At 48.4% G+C, this 25,101-nt stretch carries 22 protein-coding genes; 17 read left to right on the top strand and 5 right to left on the bottom strand.

All coding sequences use genetic code 11. From position 1 onward, the window contains the following. Window positions 1-113: 113 nt before the first annotated feature. A complete protein-coding gene (ilvC, locus tag JM642_RS01915) occupies window positions 114-1,592 on the bottom strand; it encodes a ketol-acid reductoisomerase (protein WP_203432580.1) in 1,479 nt (492 codons plus the stop codon). Between the two features lie 196 nt (window positions 1,593-1,788). Here ilvC and ilvY point away from each other — a divergent pair, with 196 nt between their 5' ends. Continuing rightward, the gene (ilvY, locus tag JM642_RS01910; RefSeq protein WP_037423332.1) at window positions 1,789-2,661 is read left to right on the top strand and encodes an HTH-type transcriptional activator IlvY; all 873 of its coding nucleotides are present in this window, start codon (window positions 1,789-1,791) and stop codon (window positions 2,659-2,661) included. A gap of 57 nt (window positions 2,662-2,718) precedes the next feature. Here the strand turns inward: ilvY and JM642_RS01905 are convergent, their stop codons facing one another. Then, entirely contained in the window at window positions 2,719-4,035 is a 1,317-nt protein-coding gene (locus JM642_RS01905) for a hemolysin family protein (protein WP_037423329.1), read from the bottom strand. A 167-nt stretch (window positions 4,036-4,202) separates the two neighbouring features. Here JM642_RS01905 and JM642_RS01900 point away from each other — a divergent pair, with 167 nt between their 5' ends. Beyond that, window positions 4,203-5,042 carry a transporter substrate-binding domain-containing protein gene (locus tag JM642_RS01900; protein ID WP_203432579.1) on the top strand — a complete coding sequence of 280 codons (840 nt, stop codon included), beginning with the start codon at window positions 4,203-4,205 and terminating at the stop codon, window positions 5,040-5,042. On the opposite strand, the gene JM642_RS01895 is transcribed toward JM642_RS01900, so the two are convergent. The 3 genes from JM642_RS01895 to JM642_RS01885 all read right to left on the bottom strand — a co-directional run bounded on the left by JM642_RS01895 (window position 5,005) and on the right by JM642_RS01885 (window position 8,432). After that, complete coding sequence (locus JM642_RS01895; protein ID WP_037423422.1) at window positions 5,005-5,418, bottom strand: YkgJ family cysteine cluster protein; 414 nt, start codon at window positions 5,416-5,418, stop codon at window positions 5,005-5,007. The two genes, JM642_RS01900 and JM642_RS01895, sit on opposite strands and share 38 nt — an antisense overlap. Window positions 5,419-5,521: 103 nt before the next feature. After that, window positions 5,522-7,360: a GGDEF domain-containing protein gene (locus tag JM642_RS01890; protein WP_239000479.1), complete on the bottom strand. Its 1,839-nt coding sequence runs from the start codon at window positions 7,358-7,360 to the stop codon at window positions 5,522-5,524. A 13-nt stretch (window positions 7,361-7,373) separates the two neighbouring features. After that, window positions 7,374-8,432 (bottom strand): ABC transporter substrate-binding protein, encoded by a 1,059-nt coding sequence (locus JM642_RS01885; protein WP_203432578.1) that lies wholly within the window; start codon window positions 8,430-8,432, stop codon window positions 7,374-7,376. 355 nt (window positions 8,433-8,787) lie between these two features. On the opposite strand from JM642_RS01885, the gene recG reads away from it, so the two are divergent. The 15 genes from recG to JM642_RS01810 all read left to right on the top strand — a co-directional run bounded on the left by recG (window position 8,788) and on the right by JM642_RS01810 (window position 25,099). Next, window positions 8,788-10,863, top strand: coding sequence for an ATP-dependent DNA helicase RecG (gene recG / locus JM642_RS01880; RefSeq protein WP_055647384.1), 2,076 nt, complete (start codon window positions 8,788-8,790; stop codon window positions 10,861-10,863). A 175-nt stretch (window positions 10,864-11,038) separates the two neighbouring features. Continuing rightward, window positions 11,039-11,932 (top strand): DUF3014 domain-containing protein, encoded by an 894-nt coding sequence (locus JM642_RS01875; protein WP_037427687.1) that lies wholly within the window; start codon window positions 11,039-11,041, stop codon window positions 11,930-11,932. Window positions 11,933-12,298: 366 nt separating this feature from the next. Next, a complete protein-coding gene (locus JM642_RS01870) occupies window positions 12,299-13,039 on the top strand; it encodes a beta-ketoacyl synthase chain length factor (RefSeq protein WP_037427685.1) in 741 nt (246 codons plus the stop codon). Further along, complete coding sequence (locus tag JM642_RS01865) at window positions 13,032-13,889, top strand: lysophospholipid acyltransferase family protein (RefSeq protein ID WP_047533957.1); 858 nt, start codon at window positions 13,032-13,034, stop codon at window positions 13,887-13,889. Before JM642_RS01870 ends, JM642_RS01865 begins: the two co-directional genes overlap by 8 nt. After that, the gene (locus JM642_RS01860) at window positions 13,867-14,121 is read left to right on the top strand and encodes a phosphopantetheine-binding protein (protein WP_011074022.1); all 255 of its coding nucleotides are present in this window, start codon (window positions 13,867-13,869) and stop codon (window positions 14,119-14,121) included. Before JM642_RS01865 ends, JM642_RS01860 begins: the two co-directional genes overlap by 23 nt. Before the next feature lie 9 nt (window positions 14,122-14,130). Next, complete coding sequence (locus JM642_RS01855) at window positions 14,131-14,379, top strand: acyl carrier protein (RefSeq protein ID WP_011074023.1); 249 nt, start codon at window positions 14,131-14,133, stop codon at window positions 14,377-14,379. Then, window positions 14,379-14,927: a hypothetical protein gene (locus JM642_RS01850; RefSeq protein WP_169548250.1), complete on the top strand. Its 549-nt coding sequence runs from the start codon at window positions 14,379-14,381 to the stop codon at window positions 14,925-14,927. Before JM642_RS01855 ends, JM642_RS01850 begins: the two co-directional genes overlap by 1 nt. After that, a complete protein-coding gene (locus JM642_RS01845; RefSeq protein WP_203432577.1) occupies window positions 14,924-16,288 on the top strand; it encodes an AMP-binding protein in 1,365 nt (454 codons plus the stop codon). The genes JM642_RS01850 and JM642_RS01845 overlap by 4 nt, the downstream gene beginning before the upstream one ends. Then, the gene (locus tag JM642_RS01840) at window positions 16,281-16,655 is read left to right on the top strand and encodes a thioester dehydrase (RefSeq protein ID WP_088586548.1); all 375 of its coding nucleotides are present in this window, start codon (window positions 16,281-16,283) and stop codon (window positions 16,653-16,655) included. Before JM642_RS01845 ends, JM642_RS01840 begins: the two co-directional genes overlap by 8 nt. 20 nt (window positions 16,656-16,675) lie before the next feature. Beyond that, on the top strand, window positions 16,676-18,484 hold the full coding sequence (locus JM642_RS01835; RefSeq protein ID WP_203433699.1) for a glycosyltransferase family 2 protein: 1,809 nt from the start codon (window positions 16,676-16,678) through the stop codon (window positions 18,482-18,484). Further along, window positions 18,481-20,046: an aromatic amino acid ammonia-lyase gene (locus JM642_RS01830; RefSeq protein ID WP_203432576.1), complete on the top strand. Its 1,566-nt coding sequence runs from the start codon at window positions 18,481-18,483 to the stop codon at window positions 20,044-20,046. The genes JM642_RS01835 and JM642_RS01830 overlap by 4 nt, the downstream gene beginning before the upstream one ends. Then, on the top strand, window positions 20,043-20,477 hold the full coding sequence (locus JM642_RS01825; protein WP_203432575.1) for an acyl-CoA thioesterase: 435 nt from the start codon (window positions 20,043-20,045) through the stop codon (window positions 20,475-20,477). Before JM642_RS01830 ends, JM642_RS01825 begins: the two co-directional genes overlap by 4 nt. Then, complete coding sequence (locus JM642_RS01820) at window positions 20,474-21,274, top strand: outer membrane lipoprotein carrier protein LolA (RefSeq protein ID WP_144376070.1); 801 nt, start codon at window positions 20,474-20,476, stop codon at window positions 21,272-21,274. The genes JM642_RS01825 and JM642_RS01820 overlap by 4 nt, the downstream gene beginning before the upstream one ends. 9 nt (window positions 21,275-21,283) lie before the next feature. Then, window positions 21,284-23,788, top strand: coding sequence for an MMPL family transporter (locus JM642_RS01815; RefSeq protein WP_203432574.1), 2,505 nt, complete (start codon window positions 21,284-21,286; stop codon window positions 23,786-23,788). After that, window positions 23,789-25,099: an NAD(P)/FAD-dependent oxidoreductase gene (locus JM642_RS01810; RefSeq protein WP_203432573.1), complete on the top strand. Its 1,311-nt coding sequence runs from the start codon at window positions 23,789-23,791 to the stop codon at window positions 25,097-25,099. The last annotated feature ends 2 nt before the right edge of the window (window positions 25,100-25,101 follow it).

Below are 25,101 nucleotides of genomic sequence, written 5' to 3'. Positions count from 1 at the left end.
GTGGCGAAAAACGCCGACTAACCCATGTCAGTTTTGCCCGCTCGACAACCAACGAAGCAGGAATCAATTTGTCACGCCAAGCCTCACATCCTTAGAGGCTAGGCTTTTATCCATTAAGCTCCAACAATACTTTTCATATCAGTCATATAGCCGCGAAGCTCGGCACCGATATATTCCACAGCTGTGTGGCGAATCGCATCGTTAATCGCGATTAATTGCAGATTATCAACACTATTAGAACTGTCCTTCAGACCCGCACCTAAATACTCTGGTGACATGGCATTCACATAGTCACGCAGCAGTGGCACGGCGGCATGGTTGAACAGATAACAACCGTATTCTGCGGTATCCGAGATCACCACGTTCATCTCATACAGACGTTTGCGGGCAATGGTGTTAGCGATCAGCGGTGTTTCATGCAGTGACTCATAGTAAGCCGACTCTTCAACAATCCCCGCAGACACCATAGTGTCGAACGCCAGTTCCACACCCGCTTTGATCATCGCAACCAAGAAAATACCCTTATCGAAATAAGTTTGCTCGTCGATATGTTCGCTCGAAACAGGCGAATTTTCGAAGCCCGTTTCGGCTGTTTCGGCGCGCCAACGCAGCAGGTTCGCATCATCGTTAGCCCAGTCTTGCATCATAGTGCGAGAGAACTCACCGCTGATGATGTCATCCATGTGCTTTTCAAATAATGGTTGCAGGATTTCTTTTAAATCTTCTGCAATTTCAAACGCTTTAATCTTGGCAGGGTTAGACAGTCTGTCCATCATGTTGGTGATACCGCCGTGCTTAAGCGCCTCGGTCACGGTTTCCCAACCTTGTTGGATTAACTTAGCTGCATAGCCAGGCTCAACACCATCGGCCACCATTTTTTCATAACCGAGGATGGCACCCGTCTGCAACATACCGCAGAGGATCGTTTGCTCACCCATCAGATCCGATTTTACTTCAGCGATAAAAGAGGATTGCAACACGCCAGCACGGTCGCCGCCTGTGGCGCTCGCATAGGCTTTCGCGATGTCTAAACCATCCCCATTTGGGTCGTTTTCGGGGTGCACTGCAATCAAGGTCGGCACACCAAAACCGCGTTTGTATTCTTCACGCACTTCGGTGCCTGGGCACTTAGGCGCAACCATGATCACTGTAATATCGGGGCGGATCTGCATGCCTTCTTCAACGATATTGAAACCATGGGAGTAAGACAGAGTCGCGCCTTGCTTCATCAGCGGCATCACTGCGCTCACTACATTGGAATGCTGCTTATCAGGTGTTAGGTTCAGCACTAAATCGGCGGTCGGGATTAGCTCTTCAAAGGTGCCAACTTTAAAGCCGTTGTCTGTGGCTTTTTGCCATGAGGCACGTTTTTGGGCAATGGCTTCAGGGCGCAGGGCGTAAGCGATATTCAGCCCAGAGTCACGCATATTCAGACCTTGGTTAAGGCCCTGAGCACCACAGCCTAAAATCACAATATTCCAATCTTTGATGTAATTGCAGCCATCACTAAACTCAGAGCGGTCCATAAAACGGCACTGGCCAAGTTGTGCTAATTGTTGACGCAAATTCAGAGAGTTAAAATAGTTAGCCATCTGAGATACCACCTTTCAGTCGGGAATTGGGGACTCAACCAATATCAACCTATTGTTAACGATTGGTTGTGATTGAAATCACTATAACCTATGGCTATCGTTGCTTAAAATGATATATTCGAAACCTCATATTGCGTTTTTTGCAATGTCATTTTCAGTTTCAATACCGCAGATAAGCGGCCAATAGGACGAGGTTATGGACATACGCACCCTCAAATTGTACCTACACTTATGTGACAGTTTGCACTTTGCCAAGACGGCGGAGCAGATGCATGTCAGTCCCTCGACCTTAAGCCGCGCATTGCAGCGGCTCGAAGATGAAGTGAACGCAAAGCTGTTTGAGCGGGATAACCGCAGCGTGACCTTAACCCATGCGGGACGTGAGTTTAAATTGTTCGCCGAGCAGACGCTGCACCATTGGCGCGACCTGCGGCATAGTATTGATCTTAAACAGGATGTACTGCGCGGCACCTTAAATCTCTATTGCTCAGTCACCGCCGCCTACAGCCATTTGCCGCAATTATTGGAGCGTTTTCGCCAAGAGCATCCCTTTGTCGAAATTGCGCTTACCACGGGAGATGCGGCTAATGCACTGGCCGAGGTACAACAAAATCGTGCCGATATTGCCATTGCCGCGCTGCCGGATCCTTTTCCTGCCACACTGCATTTTGCCAAGATTGATGATGTGCCGCTTTCATTAATCGCTCCCACTATGCGCTGTGCGGTGCAGCAACAGATTAACCAAGCTCAGATAGACTGGTCACGAGTGCCTTTTATCATTCCTGACCATGGACCAGGGCGGCGCCGAGCCGATAATTGGTTCAAACAGATGGGGATTAGTCCGAATATTTATGCCCAAGTGTCGGGACAGGAAGCCATAGCATCTATGGTGGCACTTGGCTGTGGCGTGAGCATTAGCCCTGAGGTGGTGATCAATAACAGTCCAGTACGGGATCGTATTCAGTTGTTACCTTCGCCTGTCAAAATTGCCCCCTTTGAGCTGGGCTGCTGCTGCAAGGTCAAACGCTTGGACGATCCGATAGTGAATGCCTTTTTAGAAGCGATCTAAATTTAGTGGCGATATAAAAAACGGGACTGAGTCCCGTTTTTTATGGTGTTGATAAGATTAGGTATCTGGCGACTGTAATTTATCGTTGGCTTCAATACGCGTCACCAACAGCTGGTCGACCTTGTAGGCGTCGATATCAACCACTTCAAACTTATAACCAGCATAGTTAACAAAGTCGGTACGCTTGGGGATCTTACGCAGCATGTACATCATAAAGCCGGCAATGGTTTCGTAGTTTTGACTGTGGGGAAACTCTTCAATACCGAAGGCGCGCATGACGTCGGTAATCGGCGTCACCCCATCCACTAACCAAGAATTACCATCGCGGGCAATAATTTGCTCTTCGCTTTCGTGTAGCGACCAAGCGCCCATCACCGCACGTTGTAAATCGTTGGTGGTCACAATCCCAACCACAAGGGCGTATTCATTCATCACCACGGCGAAATCGGCGCGGCTATTTTTGAAGTATTCCATCGCCTCAGAAAGACTTAAAGTGTCAGGAATAATCAACGAAGTATGAACAAGGCTGGTGTCTTTTAAGGTAATTTTTTCGCCGTTAATCACACGGATCAACAGCTCCTTTGCGTCAACAAAACCTTTGACCATATCCAATTGGCCATCGCAGACCAAAAACTTAGTATGGGGATCTTCAGCAATTTTACGCTTGATATCCTCCTCGCTATCTTGCAGCAAGAAATACACTAAGCTCTCCCGAGCTGTCATGGCAGAAGTGACTGAAACGGTCTGCATTTCAAACACATTTTCCATCATTTGTTGCTCGCCCTTGTCGAGCACCCCCGCTTCAGCACCAGCGTTCATTACCGCATAAATATCATCGGAGGTGATTTCATCATTTCGAGCCGTTGGAATTTGTAGCAGCTTAAAAATCGCGCTGGCCATACCATTAAAAAACCAAACTAATGGTCTTAACACGGTAATACAAAAACTCATCGGGCCAACAACGGCCAAAGCAACCTGCTCTGGCATCGCCATCGCAATACGCTTAGGCATTAAATCCGCGACCAAAATAAAAGCACTGGTAACAAGCACAAATGACATCACAAAGCTCACCTGACTCAGCCAAGGATCGGCCAACCAAGGTGAAAGGAATTGATAAAAATAGGGGCGAAATGCTGATTCACCCACAATACCACCCATGATGGCAACAGCATTCAAGCCTATTTGAACCACAGTAAAAAAGCTGCCGGGATACGACTGTAAATGCAGCACTTTTTCAGCTCTGGCATCGCCCTCATCGGCTAACTGACGTAAACGGATTTTCCGTGATGCGGCCAAAGCAATTTCCGACATGGAAAAGAAACAACTTGCACCAATTAAACACAATATAATCATCACGTTATCTAAGAGACTCATGTAACACCTTTTATTTCACACTTGACTTACTTGCACCAACCCGCGCAGTGATTTTCGCGTGCCAGTTAAATATTACCCAGATACAGGGTTGGAATGTCGCGATAAAGAGCCAGTACAGCAAATAACCCTTTGCTACACTTTAATAATCGCCATTGAGCTTAAAGAGTATGATGCGTTCATTATATCCGCTAATCGCTTTACTATGCGTGATTCTGCTCTCGCCTGTTACCTATGGCGCCGATGAGCTTTCCCCATTTAGGTTACGCTTTTGTGTCGAAGAGACTGAATATCCACCATTTAATTACTTTGTTCGACAAGATGGTATTAAGACTTCCACGCTTAGCGGCTACGACATTGACCTGCTAGAGCGCACCTTTAAGCCCATTGGAATTGATTATGAAGTACTGGCTTTGCCTTGGCTCCGCTGTTTAAAAGACGTCCAAAATGGCAGCATAGATGCTGCGATGAGCGCATCGCTCAACCGACAAAGAGCGACTGATTATATCCCATCTATCGCTTATTATTACCTCACTCCAAGTTATTTTTATTTAAAAGCTGAATTGGACCCGCTGTTTCATATCGATGATATCAATCAATTAGCTCACTTTGGCAAGGTTTGCGGCATTAAAGGATTCAACTACGATAATTTTGGCTGGCGTAAAGAGACTCCGCTTAGCGAAATACATTCCCTAGGACATTTACCGGAAATGCTACTAAAACAAAGATGTAAGTTCTTTCTCGCCCGCAAAGAAATACTGGCGGGCACGCTAGCTTTGGCGCATGCTACACAACTCCCTCAAGCACTAGCATCAAAGATCTCTCCTAATGCTCAGCAAGAAGCGTTTTACATGCTGATTTCTAAACATTCAGCCCATAAGGAGCTGATTGCTCATGAGTTTAATCGGCAGGTAAAAACGATGCAGGAGAATCATCAACTCGAAACCCTCTATCAATTTCATATTCAAAAACTTACTCACGGGGACGATAAGGGCAGTAATTCGCTTTAGGGCCAATTTGTGGGTGGTTACGACAGGTTTCAGGGCGTTGGTGATAAATAGTACAGCGGCGAGTTTTACCATCTAGATATAGGCAATCATCATTCGCCATACGGGCAAGGGTAAAAATCGCCGTTTTATGGTTATAGTTGTCAATAATACGCGCTTTTTGCAGGCGCTTGGCAATCGCCTTAAGATCGCCTTCAGCTTCAAAGTCATCCACCAAACCCATGCGCACTAAGTCACTTACGGTCACTTCAACGGGCAAAGTACAACAGGTTGCATGGCAGGTATCACACAGGCCTTTGCGATATTTTTGCCAAGTTGATAAATCATCAATATTAAAAATCGATACCGAATTTACCGTATTTTTGCTCCGTTTTGACACACCAAAACCTTCAGATAAACAATAAAGGGCGGCAATTATAACAGGCCCCAAATAGAAATAAATCTGTGGTCACAGACGGAACCAAGGCTTGACTAATACAAGCTCAAGAATGAGCTAGCGCTGTTTGAGGCGACTCCATCACCACTGTATTGCGACCACGCTCTTTAGCGCGATAAAGGCAGATATCGGCACGGCGTAATACATTCGAAATGGTGAGTTCATTTAATGCATCCGGCGGTAAATACACTCCACCAATACTAAGAGTAATCTTACCGGTAGGTGCACCCAAGTGCGGAATATTCAATGCAGCGACTTGATTGCACAGTTGGGTAGCAATGGCCTCCAATTGGATTGGTGTTATTTTCGCTAAAACAACTGCAAACTCTTCGCCACCAATGCGCGCCAGCAGCGCATTGGGTGGTAAAATTTCACAGCCTTTTAAATCCTGAGCCACTCGCCTAAGTACAGCATCGCCTTCAATATGCCCGTAGTTGTCGTTGTAACTCTTAAAATAATCAATATCCAACATCAACACACCGACTGCTGTGTTGCCATGGAGTAATGTGTCGAGTGTTTGTGTAAAGGGGCGTCGATTGCTCAGCCCAGTTAACTCATCGGTTTCAGCCATAACTCTGAGTTGCGTATTCACCGTTACCAGTGCTTGCTGTAAGTTAAGCATCTGTCGCTCTTTTTCTTCACGCAGCAATAACTCGTTCAGCGCTGCGGAAAACTGAGTCAACATCACTTTTTTTTGTTTAGTCCAATTTAGTGGTCGAGAAACCATTGAGAGCGATAATAGCCCGACAATTTCATCGGCATTTTTCATGGCAAATGCGGCAATAGAGCAAATACCAATACCTCGAAGTAACCCGTATTCTTCAGGCGATGTTTGCTTCAATGAGTCGACATTCTCGATAACTAATGTCGATTCCTGCTCAAATTTTTGTGCCAGCAAAGTAACAACATCCGCAGAAATACTAATAATTTCAGATACATTAGATTCACTAGACCAAACGCAACGGTAATTTACCTGTCGTTGGCTAAACTCTATTAGGCTTACCCTTTCGACATCAAATAATAGCCCGATTTTACGGCAAACCTCAGTGAGGTTGTTGTCTAAATTAAGGGTCTCCACTGTTAAAAATTGCAATGATATTTCAGCTAACAGTTGGCTAGCTTGGGACTGCCAATTGAGCGCTTGAGTCCGCTCATCAACTAAACGTGCTAACTGACTTTGCTGTTGCTGCAATGCACGCTTTTGGCGTTTATTAACCGCGAGATCGTTGCGAATTCTTTGATACATAGCCTGAAGCGATTGAGCAACATGACCAATTTCATCAGGATTTCTCACCACACTATCGGGTACGGTTAACTTAGGTAATGCATTCAGATTTATCTGGTTAGCAAACCGCTCCAATTCCGATAAACGATTGGTCACCAATAAACGCACCAGCGTAAGGATAAGATAAATCATCAGTAAGGTTTTAAGGCCATTGCCTAAGACAATAATGATCAATTGTTGCCATAATTCGTAATAGAGTTTGTCCGTATCCAGCCCGACAGTCAGCATACCAATCTGTTGTTCCTGATACATAATCGGGTAACGAAACAGGGTTTGTCGGTAATCCTTAGCGTGAATCGCCTTGCCCAACTGCATGGCTACGCCATCGATACTCTCTAAATTGACACTCGACACCATCGGCATCATGCCCAAGCCTGAAAGCAAATCAGATAACAGACCATGGTCCACATCCCAAAGTGACTTAGCAATAGTGGGTAAGATCGATTCGGAATATTCACGAATATCGGCAGTTGTATTATCAATGCTTTCTTGATAATTCCAGACTAACTGCACCAGCATGGTCAGGACAGCAAAAAATGAGCTCACCCCAATAATAGTGAGCGTCATTCTATGACTGATGGAATGATTACGATGCTTCATGAATACCTATTAATTACTGTTTTGATAACTTATCCACTATTTGTGTCTTAAAAATCCCAGCCCAATCCCTTGCAACTAACTTCTGATAAAAAGCTGAATCGGGATTAAGTACCCTAAAGAGTTCTATCTCCTCATAGGAGGAATAACGTTGGGTCTCTTGGTATTGTTTGAGCTGAATTAACCCTAAAGCACCCGCTAAAAAATGCCCACCTCCCAGAGCACTCACTTTACGTTCTTGGCAGAGCGACAAAATCTCAGGGGAAGTATTAATCGAACTGACCAGTACATCACGTCCAGGTTCAAGGCCCTTTTCGCGGAGTGCTTTTACCACTCCGATAGCCATTTTATCGTTCGCCGTCCAGATTAAGGTTAAATCCGGATAACGGCTGAGCAAGGTTAATGTTTGATCATAAGCAATATCTTCACGCCATTGACCATATACCGTTTGAGTAACAATAACATTGGGTTGCATAAAGAAATAATCATTAGCGCCTTGAGTTCTTAACACTGATGCGGGCGTAGATTTATCGCCCGAGATTAATAAAACCTTAGCCTTTTTATTTTCTAAACGACTTAGCAAATTTTTAGCGGTATCAGCACCAATAGCATAGTTATCTGGGATAATCGCTGGTAATAAATAAGTTTGCCAATGTGGATCTGCCAATAAGTGTTCTCGCTCGGCGACAGAAATATCATTTAAAATCAATTGAACATATATTGGATATTGATAAAGGATCTGCAACATTTTTATCGCAGACTGCTTCTCATTCACTAAAATAATATGAGTAGGAAGTGATGGGTGAGATTTTAATAACGTTTCTAATTGAGCAATCATTTTAAAGTGATTGCGATCTGAATGTATGATTTGCAAATTAATATCAAGCTTTGATGAAGCCACCTGCATTAATTTATCGACATCACCCCAAAAGCTATCCGTAACCGCGCCTGGATTAAAAAAAACCACATCCAATTTAGCCCACGCAGGCAAAGCAAAACACAGTATGCCTATCCATAAACAACGTAAACATAATAGATGCAAAGGCGAGTACTCCTCGACCGTGTTTCCCCGCATGTGATCCATCACAGAGGTCACTTTATTATTATCGATTCACAACCTTGTTACCGCATAATTACCAAAACAACTCAATGGCAACCAACACTTCGATTAAACCACAAAATAACAAAAAGTGTACTTTATAATAAAGAATATTAATTTTTGCTCCTGTTTTAGGCTCGAAATTATAGAATATTCATTTAATATTAATAAGATAACTCGACGTATAAGATAAGAGGCTATTTTTAATTCCAATATTGCTCATTCAGCCTCTTTACATAGCGCACTTAACCACAGTCTATCCCCCAAGATTGCCTTACGTTTATTCTCTGTTAGTATATGTATAAATTAACAGTGATTGAGTGCTAACGACTTGCAGCAATTGGATCTTGTTCCGATCACCGAACTCAAGGGCGTCGCCAAAAGAGTCGCGGAAAAACTCGCCAAACTCGGCATCACAACAGTACAAGATCTGCTGTTTCACTTGCCCCTGCGCTACGAAGACCGCACTCAAATCTATCCCATCGCCGCACTCATGCCCGGAAATTACGGCACCATTGAGGCCGAAATCCAGTCGACTCAAATCCTTCAAGGCCGTAAACGCATGCTCGTCTGCAATGTGCGTGACGATACTGGCAGCATGAGCCTACGCTTTTTTAACTTTTCAATGGCGCAGCGCAATGCGATGCAAAATGGATTAATGATCCGTGCCTATGGCGAAATTCGTCGCGGAAGTCATCAAGCGGAAATCGTGCACCCCGAATATAAAATCGTCTATCCGGGTGAGGATATTCACCTAAGCGATACACTTACGCCGATTTATCCCACCACCGAGGGCTTAAAACAGGCGAGTTGGATTAAGCTCACCGAACAGGCACTTGAATTATTAGAAGATGGCGGCTTGACCGAGTTATTACCCGCCCATTTGCAGCCAAACAACATGAGCCTAAAACAGGCGCTGCAAACCCTGCATCGCCCCCATGCGGGGATTTCACAATTTGATTTAGAGCTTGGTCAACACCCCGCGCAGCAGCGACTGGTGCAGGAAGAATTACTCGCCCACAACCTGAGCATGCTGCGCCTTAGACAACGCAGCAATCTCGACGCCGCCGTAACCATGCATGCCACGGGGCAATTACTAAAGCCTTTTCTCGCCTCACTGCCCTTTAAACCCACAGGCGCGCAGCAACGTGTCGTTGCCGAGATAGGTAAAGATTTAGCACAACCGCACCCCATGATGCGCTTAGTGCAAGGGGATGTCGGCTCAGGCAAAACCTTAGTCGCCGCCCTCGCCGCCCTTCAAGCGATTGAAAACGGCTATCAAGTCGCCATGATGGCGCCCACCGAATTACTCGCCGAGCAGCATGCAGCTAACTTTGCCGCGTGGTTTGAACCTCTTGGATTAAAAGTCGGTTGGCTTGCGGGTAAGCTTAAAGGTAAAGCTCGGGCGCAATCTTTAGCGGATATTGAATCTGGCGCGGCACAAATGGTGATCGGCACCCACGCCATTTTTCAGCAACAGGTTATCTTCCATAGGCTCGCCTTAATTATCATCGACGAGCAGCACCGATTTGGTGTCCACCAGCGGATGGGACTCAGGGAAAAAGGTATCAATCAAGGGTTTCATCCCCATCAGTTGATTATGACGGCAACCCCGATCCCACGGACGTTAGCCATGACGGCCTACGCCGATCTCGACACCTCGATTATCGATGAGTTACCCCCAGGGCGCACACCCGTCACCACAGTCGCCATACCCGATTCGCGCCGTAATGAAGTACTCGAGCGCGTCCGCAACAGCGTGATCACGGACAAGCGCCAAGCCTATTGGGTCTGTACCTTGATTGAAGAATCCGAAGTCCTCGAGTGCCAAGCCGCCGAAGATACTGCCGAAGAATTACGACTATCGCTGCCGGAGCTGACCATAGGTTTAGTCCACGGCAGGATGAAAGGTGCTGAAAAGCAACAAATTATGGCGGACTTTAAAGCGGGAACCATCAACTTATTGGTGGCAACAACGGTAATTGAGGTCGGCGTCGATGTCCCTAACTCTAGCCTGATGATAATCGAAAACCCCGAACGATTGGGACTTGCACAGTTGCATCAACTGCGAGGACGAGTAGGGCGCGGTGCCGTAGCCAGTCATTGTGTGTTACTCTACAAGGCGCCACTGAGTCAAACCGCAAGTCAGCGGTTGAATGTCCTGCGGCAGAGTAATGATGGTTTTGTTATCGCACAGAAAGACTTAGAGATACGTGGTCCCGGTGAAGTGTTAGGCACTAAACAGACTGGCCTAGCCGAACTAAAGATAGCTGATTTAGTTAGAGATCAAGCGCTTATACCGCATATCCAAAAGCTTGCGAATCATGTGATGTCGCAAGCACCCGATGCGGTTGATGCCATTATTCATCGTTGGCTTGGGCATAGGCAACAATATGTTCAAGCGTAAACCTTAAGCTAACCCCTTCAAGGTAAAATAAATTCAACCTGTTCAGCTAACCGCTATGGACAAGCGCGTGTAAACTTGCAAAATGAACTTGCAACCTAAAAGGCGGCACTTGCACTTTAATGTTAGCTGCATGATATTCACCACATTACCTTGACACTGAAGCGAAGGATGTAAAATGCAAGTTAATCAAGATGATAGAATTACACCTCAAGAGACCTCGTCTAGCAGTAATCGCTTTGCATTGATTGCGATTGTGCTCGTCATCCTGCTCTCTGCGGCAGGTTATTACTACTATAGTAAAGATGACTCACCCAAACTCATTCCTAATGCACCGATAGTACTACCAGAGCCACCATCGTCAGAACCACTTACTCTGGAAACAAACCCGGAGCCTGAAACCACTCCAGTGGAAAACGTAACACCACAAACGACCACGACGGAAACTGACTCAACCACCACCGTTGAGCCTCAAGCGCCCGTAGAAACGGTGCCAAACTTGCCTGAGAGTGATGCTTTTGTGCATCAAAAAGCACTGGCACTTATCAGTAATAATGTCGTAGGTTCATCCTTAGTCACACAAGATTTGATCCGTCAGTTTGTAGTCTTCGTGGATAACTTGGCGCAGGGCGAATTGACCCGCAAAGTCAGCCCAATTAAGGGCCCTGAAAAACTCTTTACCGTGGCGGAAATCACTAACAAAGTGTATTTAAATCCAGAGAGTTACCACAGATACGATGCCTACGCGACCGTCATTGCCAATATGGATGAGCAAAGCTTAATGCACACCTACAAGCAACTCACTCCGCTATTTGATGAAGCCTTCGCTGAACTGGGTTATAGCAATGCCAAATTCAATGACAGAATGCTACAAGCAATTAAGGTAATGCTCGCAGCGCCAATTATTGAAGAGCCCATTGAGCTGAGTTCAATTAGCGTCAACTATCGCTTCGTTGATCCCAATTTGGAAGCCTTACCCAGTGCCCAAAAACTGCTTGTTCGTATGGGACCAGAGAACACTCGTAAAGTGAAAACTGCACTGCGTAAAATGGAAAGCCAACTCGCACAATAGATTGATATTCAATCAATAGTGGCATTATTAATAATAAACAGGCGCCTCGAGCGTCTGTTTACTATTGATATCAGAGCCTGTTCAACTGAGGTTAAGCCACTTAGTCTACACTCCCTGTCTTTATCCCGTTCTGAAAACTATGTTAGCCAACAGTGACAAAGCGAAATTTCATTGCATTTTATTAACCTTGCATATGCAAATGACTTCATTAAAACTAAGGACTTAGTGTAGAATGTGCCGTTCAATAAATGGGGGAATTGTGTTCGTTCATCCAACGAGCAAACAGCGATAAGCCAGTCAATTCATTAATGTTTTCGCTTAGTTAGGGATAACTAAGACAGCTTTAAATAGTGTCGAGGCAAAGTAGTGCAACTCAGATTCAGCATCCTCTCTTGGGGGGCGTGGGCTCCAAACTATCAGCAGCATGATGACTGGCAAACTTGGTGCAAGCACTCGGCTGAAACGACCAAAGAGGCTTCACCCACTGACAGCATATCTCCGGCACTTCCCCAAGTGCCAGCCATGCAGCGTAGACGCTTTAGCCGTTTAACAAAAATGATGCTGGATGTCAGTTTTCAATGTGATACGCCACCAAACTGCCGTTCGATATTTGCTTCCCGCCACGGCGAACTGCATCGCACTATTGGCTTACTCGAAGATATTATCGCTAAGCAACCGCTTTCTCCCTTGGGTTTTAGTCAATCCGTGCATAACACTGGCAGTGGTATTTTTGGCATTTTACACAATAACACCGCTCCTTCGACCTCAATTGCCGCAGGCACTGAAACCCTTTCCCAAGCCATGGTGGAAGCTTTCGCCCAGCTACATCAATCAGCAGAGCCGTTATTACTGATCTTTGGCGATGATCCTGTGCCGCCGGTATACGATGAGTTTACCCAAGAGTATGAACTCCCCTTAGCCTTAGGTTTTACCCTCGCGCCCGCTTGTCATCGCTCGTCCGTAAAGCTCACGCTAAGCCAACTGACTCAAGCACAGCAACAAGTTACTCCTGCGCTGTCCTACGGCATGTTGATCCATGCTCTAGCGACCTCACAAAACATTGCTGGCTGTTTATCCCATTGGCACTGGAGCGTAGAACATGGCTAATCCCGCTCCACAGGGTGCACAGTTCAATGTCGCTTATACGCTGCCCGAAAAACGCCGCACGGGAATCAACTATATTCCCCGTTGGCTCGGTGGCGTCAGTTGCTATATTGCCTTTGGTTTAGGTGGACTGTTAAGTTCGCTCACTATATTGCCGTTACTGCGTTTTTGGCCCGGCACACCTGAGGCGAGGATTATCCGCGTGCAAAAAGCCGTGCACACTATGTTTAAAGGCTTTGTCGCTATGTTGACGTGGGCTGGGGTGATCAACGTTAGCACCCACAATGCCGAGCAGTTACATAGCGCCAAAGGGGTGATCGTCATAGCCAATCACCCGAGTCTCGTCGATGTGGTGGTGTTGATCAGTCTCATGCCCAATGCGGGTTGTATCGTTAAACAAGGCCTTTGGCGTAATCCGTTTTTACGTGGTGTGGTTTCCTGCGCAGGTTATATCCCGAATCGCGGCGCAGAGTTGATGCTCGAAGATTGCAGCGAAGTGCTCGCCAGAGGCACTAATTTAATTATCTTCCCTGAAGGTACGCGCACAGTATTTGGCTCAATAATCAATGAGTTTGCCCGGGGCGCCGCCAATATTGCCATTCGTACCCAAGCCGATATTTTACCTGTGGTTTTGCGCACCAATGTACGAGGTTTGACAAAGGAACAGCCTTGGTATGAGATCCCAAGGCAAACCATGGGAATGGCCGTCGAAATCGGCAATCCAATTCCTCACCAAGCCTATCAAGCCCCTTTGGGTGAGCATGCGAAAATGGCCCGACAATTAACTCGGGACCTTGAACAATATTATCAACAACAACTCGAAAATAATTATGACTTTACACAACGAAATTAAACAGTTAATTATCGACTGCCTCGACCTAGAAGATGTCAGTATTGATGATATTGAAACCGATGCCCCCCTATTTGGTGACGGACTCGGACTCGATTCTATCGACGCCCTCGAGTTAGGGTTAGCCATCAAGAAAAAGTTTGATGTCAAAATCGAAGCCAACTCGGATAGCACTAAAGCACATTTTTACAGTGTGGCCAGCCTTGCTAAATTTATCGAATCACAGCGCCCATAGGAGAGGAAGATGCAAAACCGTGAACAAATCCTCGCTATGCTGACCACGATTTTAGTGGATGAGTTTGAAATCGATGCCGATGCGATTACCCCTGACGCCAATCTTTACGAAGAGTTAGATCTGGACAGTATTGATGCCGTCGATCTGGTGATTAAGCTGCAACAACTGACAGGCAAAAAAATTCAACCCGATGAATTTAAATCAGTTCGTACCGTCAATGATGTGGTCAACGCCATTGAAGGCCTAGTAAAAGACTAATGCGCGTCCTGCTACAGGTGCTCACCGCACTCGCGCTGATCGCCTACCCAGTTGCCGTGTATTTGGGGCTAAACTATCTACCCACAGGCACAATCGCCCTAGTGCTTTGCCTGTTGTTAGTAGTGCGTTTAATGCTGCAAAAGCAAAGAGTTAAGACATTAGCCTTGCCTTTGCTTGTGGGGATCGCGCTCACTGCTGGCAGTTTTGCGGCAAAACGTAGTGACTGGCTGTTGTATTACCCGGTGGTGATTAATCTCACCATGTTAGCCCTGTTTAGCTACTCGCTATACCAAGGCCCAAGCATGATAGAGCGGCTCGCGCGGTTAAAAGAACCCGACTTGCCGGATGAAGCCATAGGCTACCTTAAAAAAGTCACCCTACTTTGGTGCGGCTTATTTATCCTTAATGGCTCAATGGCGGCCTATACCGCCGCATTTACCAGCTTAGCAACTTGGACCTTGTACAACGGTTTGATTGCATACTTACTCATGGGACTGCTCCTCGGTGGGGAATGGTTATATCGCAGCTTTTGGTTGAAGAAAACATGACACAGCTACTCAAAAACTGGTTAATCCAGGGGCCATTCGCCCAACAACTGATCAGCTTTAACCACCATGACATAGTCACAGGTACCTTGTTTACCAATCAGGTGACCCATTTTTATGAGCAGCTGCGCCAAGCGCCTGAGCGAAAATGGCTACTGGCGAGTGATACCAGCGATCTGTTTGCCGTTGGCCTATGTGCCGCACTCTTGGCGGGTAAAGAAATTATTTTGCCGCCCAACACCCAAACCGGCACCTTGAGCGAATTAACACACCAATTTGAAGGCATATTGTCCGACAAGCCATTGTGCGAGAGTCACGCCTTTATCCTATTGAATAAAGAGCTGAGTCTGCCCACAAAATCTTGGCCCAAGAGCGACACCTTTGGTGAACTGGTGCTGTTTACTTCGGGCAGCAGTGGCGAGCCTAAGGCCATTCGCAAGAGCTTAAGGCAGCTCGATGCCGAAGTAACAGTGCTCGAGCACACCTTCGCCGAACATTTGCCCCATTGCAGTGTGGTATCGACCGTTTCCCATCAGCATATCTACGGCTTGCTGTTTAAAATCCTCTGGCCCTTAGCCGCCAGTAGACCCTTTTTAAGTGAGCAGATTGAATACCCAGAGACCTTAAGCTACTACACCGCCTTGTTACCAAACCTGTGCCTCATCAGTAGCCCAGCACAATTATCCCGTTTACCGAAGGCACTGGAGCATGAACGCCAATTACGTTCACCCAGCTTGGTCTTTAGCTCTGGCGGCCCCTTAAGTTTCACCGCCGCCCAGGGTGTCGCCCAATGTTACGGCCATTTACCCATAGAGATTTTTGGTAGCACCGAAACCGGCGGTATTGCCTATCGCCGTCAACATGAGGCCGACGAACCATGGCAAGTGTTTGAACAAATTACCATAGACCAAGATGCTGACGATGGCGCCCTGCTGCTTAAGTCACCCTATTTGGCCGACGATCAATGGTTACGCTGCGAAGATAAAATTGAGCCGACGACCAATGGCCAATTCAGGCTCAAGGGCAGGCTCGATCGCATCGTTAAGATTGAAGAAAAACGCCTGTCGCTGGCGCAAATGGAGACCTTGCTCTGTAGTCATGCCTATGTCGAGCAGGCGGCATTGGTGGTATTGCCCCAGTTTAAATCCCAGTTAGGAGCCGTTATTACGCTATCGCCATTGGGCCGCAGCGTGCATCAAGAGCAGGGAAAACTCAGTATCAACAATGCCTTAAAAGCGCATCTACTGACCCAGTTTGAGCGAGTAACCTTACCGCGCCGCTGGCGTTATCCCGACACCTTACCGTTAAACACTCAGGGTAAGCGTGTCGCCGCCCAGCTAGTTGAGTTATTTGACCATGATTAAGTCGAGTTTACCGCCGATACTCACGTCGCAGATCGGCCCTGATAGCATTGAATTACGCCTGCTGGTCGCCGCCGATCTTGAGTATTTTAACGGCCATTTCCCTGAGCAAGCAGTACTCCCCGGCGTGACCCAACTCGATTGGGCCGTGCGCTTAGGTTGTGAGCATTTTGGTTACAACGCTGCGGTCGCTAATTTAGAAGTACTAAAGTTTCAACAACTTATTCTGCCTGGGCAGGAAGTGACCTTAGTTATCAGTCACAATGCCGCCAAGGAAAAACTCACCTTTGCCTACAGCGATGGCGACCACCGCTATGCCTCAGGCCGTATCAGCTTTGCCAGCAAGCAAGGTGATGGAGCGGCTCAGTGAGCGACGGTATGAACGACATAATGTTAGCCCCACCGAGTGATTTGATGTGCCCAGCCCCAATCAAGCTGGCACTGGTGATCCCCAATTACAATCACAGTGCCGCGATCGCCCAGACCTTGGCCGAGCTCGCTGTCCTCAATCTGCCCTGCTATTTGATTGACGATGGCAGTCATGATGAGACCCGCTATCTGCTGCAATCCTTAGCGGAGCAACACGACTGGGTGACCTTGCTGCAACACCCCTACAACCGTGGAAAGGGTGCGGCGGTGATGACAGGGCTTCGCCGCGCCTATCGCGATGGCTTTACCCATGCGCTACAGGTGGATGCCGACGGCCAGCATAATTTGAGTGACATCCCCGCCATGCTCGCCAAAGCGCAGGCCAAGCCAGATGCACTGATCTCGGGTAAACCCGAGTACGATGAGTCCGTCCCTAAGGGGCGACTCTACGGCCGTTATCTGACCCACTTTTGGGTATGGGTCGAAACCTTAAGCTTTGATATTCAAGATTCTATGTGCGGATTTAGGGTGTATCCCCTAGCTGCCACCGAGCGTCTCTTCAGCCAGCAAGCACTGACAGAGCGGATGGATTTTGATATCGAAATCCTAGTCAAACTCTACTGGCAAGGGGTAGAAATTCTGTTTCACCCCACCAAGGTCATTTATCCCGAAAATGGCGTCAGCCACTTTCAAGGTGTGGCCGACAATGTGCGTATCTCTAAGCTGCACACGCGGTTATTTTTCGGCATGTTAAAGCGTCTGCCGCAGTTGCTGCACCGTAAACAAGCGGCGAAATCGACGTCATCTGCTCATACTGCGACCCATTGGTCAGCCATGAAGGAGCGCGGCAGTTATTGGGGCATCAAACTGTTAGTCGAAAGCTACCGTTTTGGTGGCCATTGGCTATGCCGCGCCATTATGTATCCCGTGATTTGCTATTTCTTCCTGACCGGAAAAGTCAGCCGCCAAGCCTCATTGGATTTTCTGCGCCGCGTGCAGCGCCTCGAGCCACGGCATCCTCAGTTAAATCAGCCCGTTGGCTGGCGCGACAGCTTAAGCCACTTTATCGCCTTTGGTAATGCGGCGCTCGATAGAATCGATGCTTGGTGCGATCGCATTCAATTAAACCAAGTGGATTTTCCTGACCGCCAAGTGCTGGCCGATCAGCTAGAAAGCGGCCAAGGTGCCGTGCTGCTGGTGTCCCACTTAGGCAATCTCGAGCTGTGCCGCGCGATTTCAATCCACCAGCGCAAGGTCAAAGTCAATGTCATGGTGTTAACCAGCCATGCCGAAAACTTTAATAATGTACTCAAGCAGTTAAATCCTGATAGCACGCTGAATTTGATCCAAGTGACCGAGCTAAATCCCGCCACCTCCATGCTATTACAACAAAAAATTGAAGACGGCGAGTTAGTGGTGATTGCAGGGGATAGAACCTCATCCCACGCCCAAGGGCGAGTCGTGTACACGCCATTTATGGGTCAAGATGCTGCCTTCCCGCAGGGGCCATTTATTCTGGCCGGACTCTTAGATTGCCCGGTTTATCTGATGTTCTGCCTGCGTGAGCAAGGGCGTTATCGAGTGCATTTAGAGCGCTTCGCCGAGACACTTAAAGGCCCACGAGCGGGCAGAATGGAACGACTCCAACAGGCCGTTTCTCGCTACAGCGAACGCCTCGAACACTACGCAAGGCGTGAGCCCTTGCAATGGTTTAACTTCTTTGATTTTTGGCGGGATGATAACCAGGTTAACCGCGCGACATCCGCCCACAAAACGACAGCAGCACTCCCGGAGCAGGAGCGCACTACAGACAGGACAGAGCATTTATGATCCACGCAGTTACTCACACGACAACCGTTGAGTCGCCAATCGAATTTGGCCTTCAGTTACTCACATTAGAGCAGGTGGTCGCCGTGGCTAAGGGCGCCAAGGTCAAACTCTGTGATGATGCCGATTATCAAGAATATATCCAAAAAGGCGCCCGCTTTATCGATAGTTTGCTGCACGAAGAAGGCGTGGTCTATGGCGTCACCACCGGCTATGGCGACTCTTGCACAGTAAATGTGAGTCTTGACTTAGTGCACGAACTGCCGCTGCACTTATCCCGTTTTCATGGTTGTGGCCTTGGCGAAGTCTTAAGCGTAATGCAGGCGCGCGCCGTGATGGCTTGCCGTTTAAACTCCCTCGCCATTGGCAAATCCGGCGTGACATATGAGCTATTAAATCGCATCGAAACTTTGCTTAATCTCAATATCGTGCCAGTGATCCCAGAGGAAGGTTCAGTCGGTGCCAGTGGCGATTTAACGCCACTGTCTTATCTCGCCGCCGTGCTAGTTGGCGAGCGAGAAGTGATTTATAACGGCGAGCGCCGAGCCACCCAAGAGGTTTACCGAGAGCTGAATATCACGCCCCATGTGCTGCGCCCCAAAGAAGGCTTAGCCCTGATGAATGGCACGGCAGTGATGACAGCATTAGCCTGTTTAGCCTTTGATCGCGCACAATATTTAGCGCGTTTAGCCAGCCGCATTACCGCCATGGCGTCGTTAACCCTCAAAGGCAACTCGAACCATTTCGACGATATTTTGTTTGCTGCCAAACCCCATCCAGGGCAAAACCAAATCGCCACTTGGATACGGGAAGATTTGAACCACCATGTTCACCCGCGCAATTCCGACAGATTGCAGGACAGATATTCCATCCGCTGCGCGCCGCACATTATTGGCGTGTTGCAAGACGCGCTGCCCTTTATGCGCCAATTTATCGAGACCGAAGTTAACAGCGCCAACGACAACCCGATTGTCGATGCTGAAGGCGAGCATATTCTCCATGGCGGCCATTTTTACGGCGGGCATATCGCCTTTGCGATGGACTCCTTAAAAAATACTGTGGCCAATATCGCTGATCTGATTGATCGCCAAATGGCATTAGTGATGGACCCTAAATTTAACAACGGTTTACCCGCTAACCTTTCGGGTTCGACTGGTGCACGTCGCGCCATCAACCATGGCTTTAAGGCGGTGCAAATCGGCGTTTCAGCTTGGACGGCGGAAGCACTGAAACACACTATGCCCGCGAGCGTTTTCTCACGCTCAACCGAATGCCATAACCAAGATAAAGTCAGCATGGGCACTATCGCCGCCCGTGACTGTATGCGTGTATTACAGCTGACAGAACAAGTCGCCGCCGCAGCCCTGCTCGCCATGACCCAAGGCATTGGTCTGCGTGTTAAACAAAACGAGTTAGACGAAGCTTCACTGACGCCATCGCTTGCGACCACGCTCGCCCAAGTGCGCGCTGACTTTGAGCCATTAGTCGAAGACAGGCCGCTCGAAGCCGTGCTGCGCCAAACCGTTGCGAAAATCCAAGCGGGCGAATGGGAAGTGTGCCGATGAAAGCCTTGCTCTGCATAGAAATGGACATGCAGGTCCCCTTCCACGATGTGGATTCGATGGGGATCACTTGGCATGGTAATTACCTGCGTTATTTCGAGATTGCCCGCTGCAAATTGCTCGACGAGTTAGGCTACAACTATCGCCAAATGCAGGCCTCGAACTACGCTTGGCCGATTATTGATGTGCAGATCAAATACGTTAAGCCCAGCACCTTCGAGCAATACATTACCGTGCGCGCCGAGTTGGTCGAGTGGGAAAATCGTCTAAAAATCAATTATCAAATCCGTGATACCGCAACGGGCGAGCGTATTACTAAGGGTTATACCATTCAGGCGGCGGTGGATATGACGAGCCAAGAAATGTGCTTTGTGACGCCAGAGGTGTTTCGCAGCAAAATCGCACCGCTGCTGGCAAAGGTTGATAACGAATGAATGTCCTCCTCAAAACCTGGTCGCGAGCTAAGTGGGTGCAATGCGTCTGCCAAGGCGCACTGTTAAGCTGCATGCTGCTTGGCTCTGTGCAGGCGCAAGACCTTGCTAATCCTAACCTTACAGAAGCGAGCCAATATCAGCCCCTGTTTAACCAAGGAGCCGATAACGCCGCATTACTCGCCCTCAGCCAAAAGCTTAACCTTGGCGAGACAGTACGCGGCCACTTTGTGCAATCCCGCCAACTTAAAGTGTTAAAAAAGCCCCTCATTAGCCAAGGTCAGTTTGTGTTCGACAAAGACCAAGGGCTGATTTGGCAGCAGCTTACGCCCTTTGAGTCCTTGCTGATTTTAAAAGATAAGCAACTTATTCAGCGAGATAGCCAAGGACGAGTGCAAGTCAGCAGCGCCGATGCTTCGGCAAGTGCCGCAGCCATGGGGGATTTATTACCAAGTCTGGTGAGTGCCATGCTGGGCGGTGATATTTCGGGTTTAAGCAATCATTTTGAGCTGCATTTCTTAGCTCAAAAAACGTTAACGAACGAATTAGCTAAGGAAAACTGGCAGCTAGGATTAACCCCTAAAGATCCACTAATGAAAAAAGCCATCGCTAACATGGTGCTCGAAGGCAGCGATACTCTTCATGCCTTAGTGCTGCTCAGCGCCGCACCCAGCGTGAGTCCGCAGGATATCACCCGTATCGATTTTCGCGAGCTGCGCCAAGGTAAACTGAGCGAGGCTGAGTTAGCCCAATATGCCATCAGCCAGACGAGTCCTAAAGACGCGGGTTCAAGGGAGTAAGGCAAAATCATGGCGCCCAAGATTGCCACGCGCATAGGTCACAGACTGATGCACACATCAAGCAAATTACGCCTTGCGATTTGGCTGTGTCTGATGCTGGCGGCGAGCCTATGGACGCTGCAACTGTGGCAAAATGGAGCTAAGGTTCAAAGCGATATTCTCGCCATGTTACCCCATCTGCAGCAGGATGCGCTCACAGCGCGCGCCCTCGAGCAAGTAGAGTCAACACTTGCCGATCAAGTGTATCTTGCCCTGATTGCCAAGGATGAAACGCAAGCAATTGCGGCGGCAACACTCTTGATTAAGCAGCTTAAGACTCAAAATACCGCCTTTACCGATATTCGCAGTGCCGACATGCAAATGGGTGAAGCCCTAGGCCAATATTATTTTCCCCATCGATTTAAACTATTAACCCCAGAGCAAGCCGATGCGTTAAGCCATAATGGCCTCGATAGCTTAGTTGCCTCGGCCACACAACAGCTCTACAACGCCTTTAGTTACGCCAATAGCCAACTGCTCACTCAAGATCCTTTGCTGTTATTTCCCGCCAATTTGCTCGCCCTCGCGCCCAGCTCGAAACTGAGCGCCAAGCAAGGGATTTTACTTGCTCACCCCAAACAAGGTGTTAATAGCAGTGAAGGCGTGGCCGCTATTGTGATGGCAAAGGGCAAAGACAGCGCCTTTAATCCCAATGCCCAACTCATTCAGCAAGCAGCGTTAACACAAGCACTTACCACAGTGACTGAGCAATATGCCGGCATACAAGTGTTACAGGCGGGCGCGCTATTTCATGCTATAGAAGCAACTAATACCGCTAAGAGTGAAATCTCTGTCCTCGGTCTCGCCTCTTTGCTCGGCGTAGTGTTATTGGTTTGGCTGGCGTTTCGCTCCGTCATGCCGCTGCTGCTGGCGATAGTGACAATATCCAGCGGCCTACTGCTGGCGGTGACATTTACCCTAAGCGTGTTCGGGGAACTGCATTTACTTACTCTCGTCTTTGGCACCAGCCTGATTGGGATAGCCATCGACTACAGTTTCCACTTTTACTGCGAGCGGTTAAGCGATAATGAGCGTAGCGCGCAGGCGACCGTGGCCTATATCTTCCCCACAGTGTCGCTCGCCTTTATCACCAGCGCCTTGGCCTATGTCGGCATTGGCCTCGCGCCGTTTCCCGGCATGCAGCAGGTGGCGATTTTCTGCGCCTCTGGTTTACTCGGTGCCTACCTGACGTTAGTGCTGGCTTACCCACTCTTAGCGGGCAGCAAGTTGCCTTCGGGAGAGCGTCCGCTAAATCTTGCACAGGCCTATCTTACAAAACTCACCGGATTCTCAAACAAGCTGGTGTCGCCATGGGGATTGAGTCTATTCACCTTAGTGTTCGTAGGTGTTTGTCTGCTGGGTATCAGCCAACTTAAGGTGGATGATGATATTCGCCATTTACAACAAAGCCCTGCGAGCGTGACAGAGCCTGAAGATAAGCTCAGAAAACTCCTCAGTGGCGGTACCGATAACCAGTTTTTATTGGTGCGCGCATCGAGTGAAGAAGCCTTATTGCAACGGCTCGAAGCCCTAGGCCCACAACTCGATACCGCCATAAAACAGCAAGAGCTGGGCAATTATGTCAGCCTCAGCCGTTACCTACCGAGCAAGCAAAAGCAAGATGCAGCGTATCAATTACAGGGCGAGATTTACCAGTCGCAATTAACCACAGTACTAAGCAACATTGGCCTTGATGAGAGCCTAGCGCCAAACCTTTCTGCCGCCTATATTGGCGCCAAGGATAGCTATATCACCCCGACGGATTTTTTCGAACTGGGCTTTGGTAAACAGCTAGCGCCACTTTGGCTTGCACCAATGGGATTAGCGCCGCTTGAACACTCAACGGAGCCAACGGCCAATCCAGATAATACACAGCGAGGAAGCGACAGCCATGGCGCCATAGTGTTGCTCGGTGGTATTGAAGATATTGCGGCTCTCAAAGCGCGCTTTGCCAAAGATCCACAGGTACAACTTATCGATAAAGTCGCGGATATCTCCACCGTGATGGGGCATTATCGCCTGCTCACCCTTAAATTATTGGGGCTAGCACTGGTTATCGCACTCTTGCTATTTAGCCTAAGTTTTGGACTCAAAAAGGCCACTATGGTTGTCGCCGTGCCAGCACTCGCCGCGGTACTTACCTTAGCCATTTTAGGCTTAGTCGGCTCCCCCTTAAGCTTATTCCATGCGCTGGCGCTGATTTTAGTCTTCGGGATTGGGATAGATTACAGCTTGTTTTTTGCCGCCGCAGCGCAACATGGCAGGGCGGTGATGATGGCGGTGTTTATGTCCGCCTGCTCGACGCTATTGGCCTTTGGCTTACTCGCCTTTAGCCAAACCCAAGCTATTCATTACTTTGGATTAACCCTATCCCTCGGCATAGGCTTTACCTTTGTACTTTCGCCATTGATTTTGACCACTCGTCAGGTTTTAACCACCAACAAGGTCTCGATACCTACAAGGAATGTTATTTAAATGTCCACATCTACTGCGGCTAGCGCCACACCGTCTCACTCCCTTTGCGTCGATGTCGCCATTATTGGCGCGGGCCCTTCAGGCTCGATTGCCGCTAGCCTGCTACATAAGCAAGGCAAACGTGTCATCGTGCTCGAAAAACAACACTTTCCGCGCTTTTCGATTGGTGAGAGTTTGCTGCCCTGCTGTATGCAATTTATTGAAGAAGCGGGCATGTTAGAGGCGCTGAATGCCGCGGGATTCCAATATAAAAATGGCGCGGCCTTCCGCCGTAATGGGGTATATACCACCTTCGACTTTACCGACAAATTTACCCCAGGGCCGGGAACAACCTTTCAAGTACAACGGGGAAACTTCGATAAATTACTCGCCGATACTGCGGCAAGCTTTGGGGTGGAGATCCGTTACGGTGAAACCGTTGAGGCGATAGAGTTAACTGCCGCACCACGTTTAACTGTGCGTAACGAGCAGGGCGAACTTTATCAAGTCGAGGCCAAATATGTGCTCGATGCCAGCGGTTTTGGCCGCGTATTACCACGACTGCTCGACCTCGAAACACCGTCCTCACTGCCGACCCGCAGCGCCATCTTCACCCATGTGGAAGATAACATCAGCGATCCCAACTTCGACCGGAATAAGATTTTAATTAGCGTGCATCCGCAGCATCAGGATATTTGGTACTGGTTAATTCCCTTCAGCAATGGCCGCTGCTCGCTCGGCGTCGTGGCAGAGCCGCAATTACTCGCGCGCCTCGAAGGTGATTTAGAGCAGCAGTTAATGACCATAGTCAACGAAGAGCCCGGCCTTAACGCACTGCTTGCCAATGCCAAAGTCGCCCAACCTTGTGCGACGCTCAAGGGCTATTCCGCCAACGTGTCACGCCTCGCCACCGATAAGTTTGCGTTGCTGGGCAATGCCGGCGAGTTCCTCGATCCGGTGTTTTCATCGGGCGTAACTATCGCGATGCAGTCGGCATCCATGGCAGCAAAATGCGTGACCAAACAACTTAATGGTGACACAGTGGATTGGCCTACCGAGTACTCAGCGCCGTTAATGCAAGGGGTGAACACCTTCCGCACCTATGTGCAGGCTTGGTACGATGGCCGCTTCCAAGATGTGATTTTTTATGAAAATCCGAATCCTAAAATCAAGCAGATGATTTGCTCGATTTTGGCGGGCTATGCTTGGGATGCGCAAAATCCCTTTGTTAAAGAATCCGAGCGACGTCTAAACATGGTGGTCGAGCTATGTCGGCAGGATGCTGAACTCATCACCGCCGAACCAGCCATTAGCGAATTAGCCGAGGTGTAATT

Source organism: Shewanella sp. LZH-2 (assembly GCF_016859145.1).
Taxonomy (GTDB): Bacteria; Pseudomonadota; Gammaproteobacteria; order Enterobacterales; family Shewanellaceae; genus Shewanella; species Shewanella xiamenensis.
Note: the sequence above shows the minus strand (reverse complement) of the source record. Positions and strands in the feature narration are given on the sequence as shown.